This is a genomic window from Paenibacillus sp. FSL R10-2782 (genome assembly GCF_038592985.1).
In the GTDB taxonomy this organism is placed as follows: domain Bacteria; phylum Bacillota; class Bacilli; order Paenibacillales; family Paenibacillaceae; genus Paenibacillus; species Paenibacillus terrae_C.
In genome coordinates this window covers 1485149-1499550 of record NZ_CP151951.1, presented here as the reverse complement: position 1 = coordinate 1499550, position 14402 = coordinate 1485149, and the positions used below count along the sequence as shown (strand labels likewise).

Here is a 14402-nt window from a genome sequence, read left to right as displayed (position 1 = left end):
CTATTCCATTGTATTGGAACATCATTACATGGGGCTTGCCTTCGCCCTTAGATCAAACGTTCCGCCCGTCTTCACTGCAATATCCGACTTGATTCTTACATAGAGCTTTTCCGCGCTCCCCCTGGCCAATGTGCCGTTAAAAGCTAATTCCTGAGCAGGCAAAAATGGGGTATCCGACATACTTAAGTCAATTTCCATCCCTTTAGCTACTGTCGCACTATCCACCCATGTTTTGAGTTGATTCACCGGGAAATCAGCATTATTTTGCAACCATACTGGTTTGGGGGAAGAGGTTTGGCTTGCGACTAATGTGCCAAACTCCAGGTAACGCAGCCGCTCTCCTGCATTATCCGTATAGTATTTACCAAATTCATTACGGAAGCCCAGCAACGGCAGATCAAGAGGTAAGAGCTTCCTTAAAGCTGGATAACCGTCATTATATTTAGGATCCATGATCCATATGTCGTCAAAATTCCAAGCCGTATTGGAGTAGGTTCCCCTGTACTTCATTTCACGGGTAGTCAGGCCGGATCCTCCTGTGCTGGAAGCATTCTTATACAATTCCTTATCAAAGTAATTATCTGAAAAGACTCCACTACCTGTATAAATAAATCCATTCAAAGCGGATGAAGCAAATGCCTTACCTAACGCGAGACACCGTTTTATCGTGAGGGTAGCAGTATTGCCACCAAATCCACCTACCGTTACTCCATTTAACTCTGCAATGGTGTAGCAATCCTCCACTACAGAGGAACCGGTACCATAACCTAAAAATCCTCCCAGGTAATTTCCAGTACTCTCACCTTTACCAGAAGCATAGCATCTGCGTATAATCCCATTACCTGTTAAATAGCCTGCAAACACTCCGGTGTAGTCTACTCCTGCAACAGTTGCATTTACACTACAATCCTCTATGATTCCATCCGTAGTTACCTGTCCTACCAAGCCGGCTCCATGACTTCCTTTACTTGTAACTTTGCAATAAGAAAATGTATCGACATGGCAATTGCTAATGGTAGCTTTGGAAACCTGACCTGCTAATGCTGACGTATAACTGCTGCCTGTAATATTACAATCAATGATATCCAGATTTTTGATCCATCCACCCATCATGTAGCCAAACAGACTTACAAATGAATCATTGGGACGATAGATGAATAAGTTAGCAACGCAGCGCCCCCCACCATCAACATATCCTTTAAAATACGATTCTTTACCCACAAGATTATAGCCAATGGGATAAAATCCGTCATTCGCCTGGAATTGTGTCATCTTGATATCATCTTCGAATTTGAAATAATATTCATTGCGGAACCAACGCATTTGAGAAAGATCAAACTCCGTCAGGATAATGAAAGGATCCTCTTTTTTTCCTGTTCCGTTCTGATATTGAATAAACTGTCGATGCTCAGGATATCCTCCATTGTAATCCTGACTCATATACCAATAATTTGCAAAATCCCAGTTTTCAAATGTGGATGCAACCTTTAATTCGGATGTGGATTTGCCAACACCTGCTGCACTGGTTGGAATTCCAGAGGTTTCTATATCCCAGTAACAATTTGTGATTGCAGAAGTATTATTACTGCCTATAAAGCCCCCAATATTGCTTCTTTCCCGAGCTAATGTGATATCCTCAACCTTACCGGTAGAGTAACAATATGCAATTGAGATACTGCCGCTGTAATAATTTACATTTCCAATGAACCCTCCTGCAATATTGCCTGCTGATCGAACGTTACACTTATAATTATATGAATAATTAATGATTGAGCTTCCTTGGTAAGTGCGGGCATCCTGATTCAGATAACCTATTAATCCACCAACATACCCACCCTGACCTTCTATTATTCCTGAAATAACATTACAATTATATACTGAAGTATTAAATCCATAACCTATTAAAGCTCCAGCATACCCCTTTTTGTTAGTGATGCTAGGATCAATCAATCTTAAATTACGTATTGTTGCAGACCTGGTATAACCAAATAAGCCAACAAAATTTCTATCCTGGTTCATAAATAAGCTTTTTATAGTGTAACCATTCCCATCATAAACACCTGTAAACCTAAGAGGGTTAGTATCATCACCTATCGGTGTAAACCCCTCTCCACTCTGAAAGCTGCCCATGACAATATCCCTATCCTGCATATACCAGGCCCCAGGCTTTTTCCGTACATCATCCAAATCCTGTTCGGTAGAAACAATGTAAGGATCTGCTTGCGTACCACCACCACCGGAAAAATGATCCACATAAATATAGGTTTGACCCTCTACCTTCTCGTAATAGGGCCTTACGCCGTCCGTCTCTTCCTTCGTCTTCACATAGGTCAGCTCGGCAACACCGTCTTCATCCGCATCACTGACTACGTATACATCCGAATAATCATCATAGGGTAAAATAATCGTTCCGCTCAGGTTAGAGGCTCCATGGACATAAGCGAATTCACGACCAAACGGAATCTGTTCACGGGTTTCCGCATCCAATACATGCTTCACCCGATCTCTACCCACGATGTCAATTCCCGCCGGATCGACGGTATCCAAAATAATCGTGGAAGCTATTTTATTTTCGTAAAAGGAATCAGCCAATTGCTTATATTCTTTATATATCTGCTCTTCGTCAGATGTTAATGTAACATTGCCATCCAGCTTTTTTTCCTGAAGCTCTTCAAATTCTTCCTGGATATTTTCCCAGCCATTTGGAGTGAGCACTTCTACAGGATAAGGATATATACTGAACACTGACTTTTTATTGATGTTATCCACTTCAATCGTATAATTACGTATTACTGAACCAGCCAATTCAATTCACCTCCGATATCGGGTTTTAATGGAGCACTGAATTCCTGTGTAACCAAGCCGTTTACTTTGACCCGTAATTTACCATTCAGTTCCGTATTAGATACGAGTCTCAATGCCATATGAACGGGTGCATTGAATGGAATCTTACAGATCGCTTTGACATGAAATTCAACATGGTCAATCAGAAGTGCCGCCTTATATCCAAAATTAAATTGGGTAATCGTACTGCTCATTAAGCCTTTTTCCCCAGCCGCAGCAGGACTGTAGTTGGGTAATCCAGATGCCTCCGCATCCTTATATGCAATAATGTCTCTGTAGGATTGAAACACATTACCCGTCAGGGTATAGTCTTTGTCCGGCGTTGAATATACCAGCTCCACCATCCTGCCAGCTAATTTGAAAATACCGTCACTTTCAAAGAAAAAGGTTTGACCATGCCCAACCATACCAAAACGGACCAATTTTTCTCTTTGAATGGCGTAAAAGCTGTTTTCTGCCTGAGTGACAAAATCATACTCAGAAAGGTGAGTACCGTCCGTGTACTCACCCAGCCAAATAAAATCCTGTGACACAGGAGAATATCCGTTACATTGTGCAAACATAGATATTCTTCCTCCCATTGTATTGGATATCAGTTGTTAGACGTATTGATAGGCCACACGTGTCAAAAAGTTGACATTACCCGCCGTGGCCGTAGCCGGAACGCTTGCTTGTAGTGTCACTTGTGTGTAGTTGCCTTTGGAATTACCTACAGAGCCATCGTTGATAACCCCCAAAATTTCCTTGTTTCCCGGCGAAAAGGTTCCCTTGGAATTGACCGTATTCCCCCCCGCCTGAATGACCTTCGTCGCTGTCCCGCCAATGGAAGTAAAGCTGGATTCCCCCATACTATCTACACGTACCTGAATCCATGTATTCAGGACCAGCTCACCATTATCTCCACCTGAGCTATCCTTAGTTGTAATGGTACAATTGGTCATTGTCGAAAAATCGTTATTTACATTCCCCCGGTTGTTCCAAATAAGTACACCCAGAGCTGGAGAAGAAGATCCTGCGTCAATCGTCCCGATCTCCCATTTTGACAATGTTGTTACGTTGTCTGTTTTAAGCCATGATACTGCTGGTGCTGGCATGTTTTTTCCTCCTTCATTTTAGAAAAGATAAAATAAAACCCTTCGCCACGTTCTTCATGGCATACTCAATATAAGTAACTAGTATAAAAAACTAACATTCCGAGGAAATAAAACCTACAAATTTCTTTAGAGGACATAAATACACCCCTTAGCTACTCCGAATGAGCACACACTCGTTCAACGCTTCTAAGGGGTGCTGCTATTACTTATTCAGCCTTTTTATACTGAATGAACAACACATCCGGTACATCTTCGACAACCTTCAACGTATCCGGCGTAAAGCTAAAGCCTGTAATCAATCCGCTGGCATCCTTGATATAGGTAAAGTTAATGCCTGGTGTTTGGAGCTGCCCATTAATGGCCAAACGTACCGTTTTGTCTTTGGCTTTTCCTTTTTTTAGAGTGTATTCTGTCTCTCCCCCAACTGCTTCAAATACCTCTTCTTCGTCCGCCGCTTCGATCGTGCCCACTTTCACACTTAATGCTTTGAACACAGCATCTGCAGCCTTCTCCAAATCAAGAATACGGCCTTCCGCATGACCAAAAGCCCCTGCCTTGAAATACCCGTTTGCGGAATCTACATCTCGGTCATTAATTCCATTCATTAAATCCTCAGAAGATTTCAAGCGCTTCGCTAAATTGCTGAGAGCCAGCTGTAAAGTCACTCCGCTATAGTTCGAATCTGTTGCAACCCCGATCAGTTGTGCGCCTGTAGCAGAAGCCAACTGATCCCGAATCGCCTGATCCGCATCTTGGCGATCTTGTACCTCCTGGCTAATCTGGTCTTGAATTGAAACTATCAGATTCGAATTACCGTCATTGTCCAGCGTACCCGTCGGACCATATACATCCTTCATCAATTGAATCAGGTTCATATAGGCCTTCGCATCGGTGGCACCTTCCACGAATCCGCTACCGCCTTGAATGATCGCATCCGAAGGAATGACAGACAAATTCGTGCGAATCACGAAACGATAATCAATTTTGCCTGCTTTTGCATCAAATGTATAAGGCTGCTCTTTCCCCCCTTCTACACTATAAAATTTCAGAAGGTAGCTGCCTTTACTTTCTTCAAGACGACCGTATACCACGTCAGAATCGCTGTCTCCGATGGGGCTGTCTGTGCCAGCGGCGCGAAGCTGCACCTTCTCGGTCAGCACAACACCTTCCACTCTGTCTCCGGTCGAGACGGTTCTTGTACCGATATCGCCCGATACATCCAGCTGTGTGCTGCCGGCAACCGCTTTTCCGTTTACCTGTACAAATACATCAATCTTGGTGTCTTCCAAAATTTCACGGTGATTATGAAACTGGAGGTCAATGTACTTCTCTGCAATCTTGTTCGCTTCGTCAAAATGTTGATTCCGTAACAGCTTGTTGTTCAACTGCTCACCACGAAATCTCGCAATACCTCTTGTTTCTGCCATAACATACCTCTCCTTGTCGGGATTTTGCAAAATCCTCTTTTATGTTTTGTTACAAATGCAATATAAGTTTGCTTGATGCCTTCTTATCCGATATTGTAGTCATTTTTTGTTGTAAACCATCAATTTTTTATCTTATTTTCCATTTTATATCGTAACGACAATTTCTAGTGTCAAGCCTCTTAAGCCTTCGCCTGCCACATGAGTGTAAATACGAAAATGATCATTTTTATGAATCATAGGATCGGACAGAACATAGGGTAAGTTGCTCGTATTACTAGATTTCTCACCTGCATGAATGGTCAGGTTGCGGCTGAAAATATTAGTCCAGTTTGGCAATGTTTCATAGTCGAGCTGTGAACATTTTTCAATGGAAAACTCACTTTTACTCGTCCCGTACACTCCGCAAGAAGCATATATTTCCCTGATCTTACCTTCGAAGGGGAATCTCATTTCATATTTACAGGGACCCAGCGGAATCCGATCCAGCACGAATACCATCGTTTTGACCTCTGCCCGCTCTTGAATATAATCCAGCCTGTCATCCAGACGGTGAAACTCAACATCACGTTCCGTATATTTACGAGCCGAGACAATCTCTTCCTCCAGCCTTTTGAACCTGAGATCATCAATACCGCTTCCACTCCCTTGACGATACTCAGGCTTCCAGGTACGAATGTATATTTCATCACCAATTACGAGAGGAATATGCTCTCCTGCCAAGGGATGCTCCAGCGGATAAGTACCCAAATCGAGACGAATGGTTTTTTCGTCCACTTCCTCATATCCACCCTGAACCAGCAAATGCTGCCCATTTAGATATACGTCCAGCATCTTTGTACCCAATATATAAGGATGTGTCAGACGGATGTACAAGTCTTTATGCTTGTCCAGGTAGGCCTGATCCACAATAATCTCCTGCTCGTTCCAATAGATTAGTTCATTTCCATATCTGCGCAACGTCATCTTCGTACCAGCCAAAATCCAACACCTCCTTATATATGAGTAATATCCAAAATAAAATGAAGAGGCTTGATGCCAAAGTGCTCATTTTTGCGCTCTATCTTCATCCAGAATTTCATCTTGCCGTCGGGGGGGAGAGTCCCCATAGGGAGTCGCTGCATATAATCCCCTTGAGGATGATCTGATCCATCATCATGACTCAAGTCCGCCCATTCATAACCAAATTCCTCCAGATATTTCAGGATACCCATCGAGATTTGCTCGGCCTTCTTATTTTTTGAGGGATTATATAGCTCCATCTGCACCTGAATGGTATTGTCATACATCGTGCCCAGGTAAGTTTCGCCGCTTAGACTAAGCTCTTTATCCTTCCACAGCACACGAAGATCGGTACCATACAGATACAGATCCCCACCGTACATATCCATTGCCCCAAGGCTCGATAAAAGAACTCCGTTTTCATCATAAACCCTCAGCATTCCGCTAAAAGGCATCGTCGGAAGCTCCAGATGAACCCCTGTCCACGTGGGCTCTACTTTAGAGGAAGCAATAGCATATCCGTGGGGATCGCATAAAAACACGGAATAGCCCTCCGGCAAATTTCCCATTGTTATTTTGTTGCTTTTACATAACACAAGCCTGTCTAAACCAAGTTTTTCATATTCATCACGCTGTGGATTTTTTAAGAGGATACCTATTTTTTCAGCCTCCAGATCAGCCGAGTCAAATAGCTCCCACCCCAATCCGCGATCAGCATAAAAGGTCCATCGATTCCCCTTCTTCTCTGCCCGCCATCGGCTATACTCCCGGGTTGTCGTATCCTTACTCTCCAGGAATTCCAGCCGATGGTAGCCATCCTGCCAGATGACAATTCCCCCTTCGTCACCGTATGCAATAGGAACATAGTCAGCAGTAACTTCTAACAGCAGAGTAGGCTCATCCTTGGGTGCATCAAACAAAAGCATAGTTTCCGGTTCTGTGTGGGACATGATTAACTGCTGCAAGCCTGTATCCAGGGTACAAGCCGTTGTCGGAGATAATTGGTAGCGGGAATGGATTTCTCCACTTTGGAACGCGTCATCAAAAATCAATCCACTCCATTTCTTGTAAATCCCCATGAGATTTCTATCACCTACCTTGTCTTCTTCCAGTTCCAGATGTTCCAAGAAGCAATCTTGCCCATAATCATCCATATTTTTCGTTTAGGCATGCCTGGTACCGATTGATTCGTAGCTTCGGATGGAGTCTCAATCATCGTCTTTAAGGTTTTATGCCGCTTGGCCGACTCTGGAGCTTCGATACGAACAGTAGCTTTTTTTTTCAAACGTGTACCAGCTTCTGCATCTGTAATCTGTGTCTTTATTAGCTTTTTCTCTCTGCTAGCTTGTTGGTGTTCATCCTCAATATTGGTAGACATGACCTTCTTCTTGCGAGTTCCTTCAGATATAGCATGCAGGTCGGTTTCTTCAATTTTTAAAATAGGCTCTGCATCGGTATGAGCAGGCGCCACTGCTTCCAACGTTTGTTCGTTGGGTTGGCCTTGTTCCAGCTTCTGAATATCCATGATTCTGCTGATATCTCCTAGCGTGGCTGTTTCATGATCGTCTCTGACACTGGTGTAGGTCTGCTTCTCACCACTAGAGCCTTCCACGTGAACCCATAGGGCTTCAAGTACATTTTCAACATTGTTACCTTGTCCATGCACCTGCTCGATCACAGCATCATTCGTCCTCATGATGCTGTTCGCCTGATCGATCTCACCTGTAATCGTCTCCTGAACGGATTCCATAGAGGCTGCTTGCTCTCCGTCAACGAGAACAGCATCAGAGACCTGATTATTGTCTTGACTGTTTGCACAAGTGCCGCTAGTGAAAACACCTGCTTGAATATCCGGATAGACCAAAGCATGCTCCAATGAAGTAGCGTCAGCTTCCTTCATCTGTTCTAAAAGCTCGCCAGCTTTGACCTCATGCAGATCGGCTTCCACGCTCACGATGCTTACACGTTCCGATGGAACCAGCGTAACTTTCTCTGCCTCCAAACTTTCTACGCTTATTCGATCTGACGGAACCAGCGCGACTTTCTCCGCCTCCAGGCTCTCTATACTTATCCGCTCCGACGGAATCAGTGCGACTTTCTCCGCTTCCATTTCTCCAATATACTGTGCGCTTTCGAGTGGTCCTGACACCGTTGTATCAAAGTTTCCAGTGCTCATGGCTGCCTTTTCCAAATGACTATATTCACCTTCCGTAAACGATTGGATCATGGTGCCCTGTTCCATGGAATCTGTGACACCTGTAGTACTGGAGAAGGTTCTGCCTGCTTCTATGTCCTGTATCATGACATTCGCACGATCCGAGCTAATAAGTGCCTTGCCCAATGCCTGGATTTCAGCTTCGGTAGACATGTGTCTTTCTGCATGTCCCATCACATGATACGCACCTTCCTTGGAAGAGAAAGAGTTACCGGATTCGGAATTCGTAAGCTGTCCCTCTTCAGTGGAAGACTTGCTGCCCTGCTCGGCACTTGTTTGTAGCGTCCCTTTGGTATGCTCGATATTAGCTTGATCGGAACGAATCTGGATAGCTTCCAACGAACCACCAGCCAATGATGTTTCCAACTGATGAATGACGCTATCAGTAATTAGAGCAACCGAAGTCTGCGTTGTGCCTTCCTTCACAGCCTCTGCCACAATATTTTCAATACCTGCTTCAATCAGCTCCATTGCTTGCTCACCGTACATAATTTGGAGCATTCGAGCCATTTTGCTGATTTCAGGAGATTCCGCAATCTTTTCTATCAGAACGTCAGCTGCAAGTAACTCTCCAGACTGCGCCTCCAACTCCAATGGATTAAAATCCGCAGAACTAAGGTCGTCCAACTCTGCTTCTTCACTGACATATATCCGCTCACCACGCTGAGGCTCGTCTAACGTCGCGTGATGTTCAGATAATGCTGAACTCAATTGTTCATTGTCAGCATCTGTGGAAGCATGAATATAAGCTGTACTGCTCTGCTCCACTGGCTGAGCTTTAGAGTCATCATATGGAGAAGCTGCTCTATACTGATTTAGACTGGTAGGGTAGACTTGTTCATTATTGTAGCTAGCCACGCTCGCAGGCTCGTTCAAACCGTCCTGACCTGAGGATACGAGACCATTTGTAACTGTTTCTGTCTCTACACCTATTGTGCCATCAGCGAATTCCATGCTACCTACCATCGGATGACCTTGAACCCCCTCAAGTGAACCGCCGTTCGAAGTCTCCTGCATTCGATGAACTACACTTTCAATCGAGCTTGGTGAAGCTGGTACATCAACGTGCTGCAAGCCCTCTGGCAGGACATTTTCCATTCCCGCTTCGACCATTTCTGTCGTGTGCTCCCCATATACAGGATGGATTCCTTTAGACATCCTGCCCATCTCGGGTCGCTCGGTGATCGATCCCATCGTTGGGTCTGCTGTAATGGACGAAGTGTTCTCCGGTTGAATAGAAAATATGCCAGGCTCCGCATTCAGTATGTCTTGAGACTCTGTAGCCTCTTGAAGATATATACGATTACTTGTTGCAGACTCATGGATCATCATGGGCTTGTCATGACTCAACTCTGCTGAGTCCATTCGTTCATGTTCTGTACCAGTGCCAGAACGTATCGATACAGCAGTGCTATGTTCGTCGGTGGAATCCTTATATTGGCGCTGATTGACAGACACCTGCCAATCTATGATGGCATCCTCACTTTTGTCAGACTTTTCCATACGAGCTTCTACAGGGGCATTATCATTCTTGGCTCTAGCCTCTGTCTCTCGCAAATCATCGGGAATCGTCCCGACTACCTGTTCAAGCTTCCGGGCTTTTGTTAAATCGTTGATTTCGTCCGAATCCAACATCTGTTCCTTCACACTAGACTCTGATGTATCAATCAGAACATCCCGGATATCGGTTCGATAGCGCAACGCCTCACTTGCTGGCTGGAAGAAAGTTTCCATCGCAAGGCTTTCTGCCGCGTTTTGCTGTTCTACCACTACTTCTCGATCCTGAAATATCTGGTGAATAACCGTCTGTTGTGTAGCGGTATCTCCCTGCTTCACCGTTTCTCCGTGAATTGCAGATTCAGAAGAGGGAAATCCATCACCCTGACGCTGCTCAGATCCAGAACCTGCATCAAGAAGTCCCTCATAGATAGAGAAAGCCCTCCCGGATTCATAAGCATCACTTGAAGCCTCTACCTGCTGCCTTATTTCAAAAACTGCGTCTTCTTCCTGCACCGCATTAAAAATAGAATCAGCCTGAATGGACTCCTGCCTGTATCCCTGCTGTATAGAATCTGCATGTTCCATGGAATGGATCTGGCTACCCATTTTCCAACGCGCATCTGACGCTGTAGAACGTGAAGGCTGCTGCGCTTTCTGTCTGAGTTCTCCTTTAAAATGCCTGTGAATATCTGATAAGTAAGATACAATGGTCGAGTGAACGGCTTCCACGGCTTGACCCTCGAATTCACCAGCAATCGCTGCCTCTCTCCAATCTCTCCCGAATAAACTTGTAGCGGAATATGGAGCTTTGGATGCATTCTTTAACGTATCCTGCCTCAGCGTTCGGTACGTACTATTCACAGGAGCAGACAGATGGTAACGCGTTTCCCGCTGTGTATCCAAGATCATGTCTGTACCAAATGCCAGTTCATAGCCCTTTTTAGAAAAAAGGGCGGTGATACTGATCAGGTAAGATTTTTTACCGTCCAGCATGTCACCGCCGACCTCCTTTAACCCTGTAGGTTAACTGTTCTTAACAAGCGTTTCCTTCAGAATACCCAAGCCGATTGGAGCGAATGGACTGATGGTAGCCAGTGTAAACGGACTCACAGGTGTATCCGCCAAGGTATAACGGTAAATCTGTTTGTACTCATAGGTGGCCAGAACCTCTTCATCCGCCTTCGGTGCTTTACCGTCCAGGAACATGATTTGCTTGGTTTCCAGATCCAATGTGTAATCCGTGCCGAATTTGGCCTCGACACAATTGACTTTGATCACCAGATTGAAGGGTGTACCATCATCTTTTAATGAAGGCTGATGAGATAAATGGAACACCTTATTTTTCCCATTACCTGTGCCCAGAATTTCATGATCTGTCGTTTCTACGACCTCCAGCTCATCGAGCTGAGAGATATTTTTCGGATGAACAGCATAGCACTCATCCAGCTTACCGACAAAGCCGTCATTGGGATGAACCACATACATAGGAGAAATATGGTATTTTCCGCTGTAGACCGAAGGATTGAACCGGGACTCACCCGCGTCCACCTGCTTGTCATGTGTAATAAAAGCGAGATAATGCTGCTGGTAATACGTTCCGCCAATAGACTGTTGAAGCTGTACAGAGCTGTTACCGTTCGAGGTATTCAGTCCATAGTCTACGTAGGTGGCACCCAGCTTCATATCCTTTTTCCATTTCACTTCGTCCTTTTCCCGGCATCCGGAAATCAGCACGTGATTTTTTCTTGGCGATTTGCCCAGCGTGGTCATTTTGCCAATGTAAAGTGGTGCAAAGTATGTGTTCTCAGGACCCGAGGTAGGGTCAGGACGCAGAAACATGACAATGCGGTCTTTGTTGAAGTTCCCCCAATAATAGATGCTGGAATCACGCTGCCAGCCGCGAGTATAATTATCCAGTGAAGTAAAGGACAACGCTGTAGGCAACGAAGGATAGATATAGTATATGCAGGAGTATACAGCGTCCATTAAGCTTGCTCCGGAATCCGGGTCAAAGTTCCGGGTAGTCACATCCCCGAAATTAATCATTTCTGTTCCCGTACCCGCCAACACCCTGATATAAGAAGCGTGAAGCTCACTACCGGCGTCCGGTGCCTTAACCGTGGTTGGGATTTTAATCGTATTGGTATCGTAGTCAACTGTAAAATCGGTAGGAGAAACCTCTACCTGGTTAATATATAACCGGACGCTTCCTGCCTTGATGGTCGTGTCAGCAGGTATTTTAAACTCTCGACGAGTTCCATTTCCGTCAGGAAGAAGGGATTCAGGATCGCCTACCCTTACTCCGTTATTTACAGCTTCTACAATTTTTTCCGAGCGTACATCATCGAAGGTAAAGAAAAATAAACGTTTGGGCAGACTTGGAGCATTAGCAGCAGGTGCATAGGATACGGTAAATTGATCGCTTGCCAGTGCAGCTTTATTTAGCTTAAACACGCCACTGTAAGGTTCAAAGGTATATTCTGTCTTCTGAACGAATACGCCATTCTTATACAGCATCTCCGAGTCCGCCTCTACAGGACGTACGACGACCTGCAATTGCGTGTCACTACCTTGTACCCGCTGTGCCTCTCCAAGCATGGAGTTTTGTGAGATAAAGTCCATCTCTCCCGGCTGTTTGACCGTTCCACCGTAACCAAAAGCCATGCCGAAATTACGTATCTGACCGTCACTGCCTGTGGATCTGAACAATCGAACGTCAGCGAATTTGGTCGCCGTATTTCTAGGGTTCCCGGTTACGGCCCGGTATTTAATAAACGTGTTCCAGCCATGAGCATTGAATTGTTTCTCCAATTCCTGCGGAAACAGTTGAAAAGTAGCATCTCCATCAAACCACGACACAATCAATCACCTCTACGATTAGATTTTCCAAGCTACACTACAGGGTAGTTGGTTTTATTTCATTTCCTTCATCATCTACAGTGTTCACATACAAGCCGATGCCCGCGGATCTGAATTGAGTACCCGGTTTTTTGGTCAGTGGGGAAATTCCCTCTATCAAGAAGTAACGGTATACATCAAATTCATCAGGACAGTTGGCCCGCTTGACTCTTAATTTGTTGGCATTAAACGAAAAGGCAGCTAAGGAGATCGCATCTTTTAACGTGCCCCGCACACCCTCCTCGGGATGAATAACGTATACTTTGGAAGTATGCACCTTCCCACTGTATCGAGAAGGATTGAAAGTGTATTTGTACAAAGGATTTTCGGCATGATTCCAGGCTCGCGGGTAATCTTTCTTACCGTCAACAGAGGTTCTAGCTGGCGGCATGAGATTAGGTGGCGAATTCCAGGAAAGATAATGGGCTTGATATCTCGCACCCAGCTTGGCGCGATTAACCATGATATTATCCAGACCATTAGCTGGAAAGTTGGGATATGATTTTAATAAAGGCATAATATGAGGTTGTCTGGTGGTGGTATCGTCAAAGTCATACGTAGCGACTCCATTCACCGTATCCCTGATTGGAACCGTTCCTGCGAATAAGGCGTAAACGTTATCTCCTTCCTCGACGGGGTCCAGCTTGCCAAAATAGAGTGGAATGATCGGAACCAGATTGTTTTCTGGAGCTGGTACATTATCACACTGAATGGTAAAAAAGAAATTAGTGTCTGAAAGAGTCCCTTTCACGGAAATTTCAGAGTCACTCCACCAATTTGTGTTTTGGACAGGGTAGTTAAAAGAGTTGTTGTAATAAGACTCCATCAGCTTGTAGCGCAGACCTGCTTGCATAATCGGAGACTGCATACGAGCGCCCTCTGCTTTGGTCACCGTAAACATAGGACCGCTAGCCGTTGTTTTCCAGGCTGATTCCTCTACTTCAATATCTAACGCTGCTCGAAGCTGTCCAGCCTCAGAATTATCATTCCAGGCCAGTACAACATCCGAACCATCCGGTTTCAATCCTTTCAAATCCTCCAGCATGTACACGTATAAAGTATGGGAAAGTCGGTATTTGCGGAATTCATTTGTTGCCCATTCCCCAAACTGCTTGTAGGTGTCTTTATCCGGACGCTTCACATAATCAGCCAATCGAGGGTACCATGTTCCTGCGATAGCGATACCGAAGCTTTGATTATCCTTATTGGAATATATAAAATGCTCGGCTACCGTAATCCGGAAATTTGTATAATTCCTCACTACATCTGAAGGATGGGTAATATTGGCGTCAAAGATGACCCTTTTATAATTGGCTGCAACTTTCCAGCCTGCGGTAGCCAGCAACTCTCCCAAACGGGGCTGTAGGTCCGCTTCCGTTACTTTTGGAGTAAATGCTGCTGCTGTCGTATCAATGAATGACATTT

The 14402-nt window shown here is 44.8% G+C and carries 9 protein-coding genes; all 9 read right to left on the bottom strand.

Annotated features, from left to right (window positions below; genetic code table 11):
• Nucleotides 1-24: 24 nt before the first annotated feature.
• Nucleotides 25-2805: a filamentous hemagglutinin gene (locus NST83_RS06880; RefSeq protein ID WP_342417074.1), complete on the bottom strand. Its 2781-nt coding sequence runs from the start codon at nucleotides 2803-2805 to the stop codon at nucleotides 25-27.
• Nucleotides 2790-3407: a hypothetical protein gene (locus NST83_RS06875; protein ID WP_342417073.1), complete on the bottom strand. Its 618-nt coding sequence runs from the start codon at nucleotides 3405-3407 to the stop codon at nucleotides 2790-2792. The genes NST83_RS06880 and NST83_RS06875 overlap by 16 nt, the downstream gene beginning before the upstream one ends.
• A 36-nt stretch (nucleotides 3408-3443) precedes the next feature.
• Nucleotides 3444-3938, bottom strand: a complete 495-nt coding sequence (locus NST83_RS06870; protein ID WP_342417072.1) for a hypothetical protein — start codon at nucleotides 3936-3938, stop codon at nucleotides 3444-3446.
• Between the two features lie 206 nt (nucleotides 3939-4144).
• Nucleotides 4145-5365, bottom strand: coding sequence for a hypothetical protein (locus NST83_RS06865; protein WP_342417071.1), 1221 nt, complete (start codon nucleotides 5363-5365; stop codon nucleotides 4145-4147).
• A 144-nt stretch (nucleotides 5366-5509) separates the two neighbouring features.
• A complete protein-coding gene (locus NST83_RS06860; protein ID WP_342417070.1) occupies nucleotides 5510-6343 on the bottom strand; it encodes a hypothetical protein in 834 nt (277 codons plus the stop codon).
• 14 nt (nucleotides 6344-6357) lie between these two features.
• Nucleotides 6358-7443: a cell adhesion protein gene (locus NST83_RS06855; protein WP_342417896.1), complete on the bottom strand. Its 1086-nt coding sequence runs from the start codon at nucleotides 7441-7443 to the stop codon at nucleotides 6358-6360.
• A 14-nt stretch (nucleotides 7444-7457) separates the two neighbouring features.
• A complete protein-coding gene (locus NST83_RS06850; RefSeq protein ID WP_342417069.1) occupies nucleotides 7458-11072 on the bottom strand; it encodes a hypothetical protein in 3615 nt (1204 codons plus the stop codon).
• A gap of 30 nt (nucleotides 11073-11102) precedes the next feature.
• On the bottom strand, nucleotides 11103-12938 hold the full coding sequence (locus tag NST83_RS06845; protein ID WP_342417068.1) for a hypothetical protein: 1836 nt from the start codon (nucleotides 12936-12938) through the stop codon (nucleotides 11103-11105).
• A 37-nt stretch (nucleotides 12939-12975) separates the two neighbouring features.
• Complete coding sequence (locus tag NST83_RS06840; protein WP_137062104.1) at nucleotides 12976-14400, bottom strand: hypothetical protein; 1425 nt, start codon at nucleotides 14398-14400, stop codon at nucleotides 12976-12978.
• Nucleotides 14401-14402 lie beyond the last annotated feature (2 nt).

What these genes read in the sequence shown, in the direction of transcription:
- NST83_RS06855 (WP_342417896.1), bottom strand. Translation starts at nt 7,443, where the DNA reads ATGGGGATTTACAAGAAATGGAGTGGATTGATTTTTGATGACGCGTTC.
- NST83_RS06865 (WP_342417071.1), bottom strand. Translation starts at nt 5,365, where the DNA reads ATGGCAGAAACAAGAGGTATTGCGAGATTTCGTGGTGAGCAGTTGAAC.
- NST83_RS06870 (WP_342417072.1), bottom strand. Translation starts at nt 3,938, where the DNA reads ATGCCAGCACCAGCAGTATCATGGCTTAAAACAGACAACGTAACAACA.
- NST83_RS06875 (WP_342417073.1), bottom strand. Translation starts at nt 3,407, where the DNA reads ATGTTTGCACAATGTAACGGATATTCTCCTGTGTCACAGGATTTTATT.
- NST83_RS06850 (WP_342417069.1), bottom strand. Translation starts at nt 11,072, where the DNA reads ATGCTGGACGGTAAAAAATCTTACCTGATCAGTATCACCGCCCTTTTT.
- NST83_RS06840 (WP_137062104.1), bottom strand. Translation starts at nt 14,400, where the DNA reads ATGTCATTCATTGATACGACAGCAGCAGCATTTACTCCAAAAGTAACG.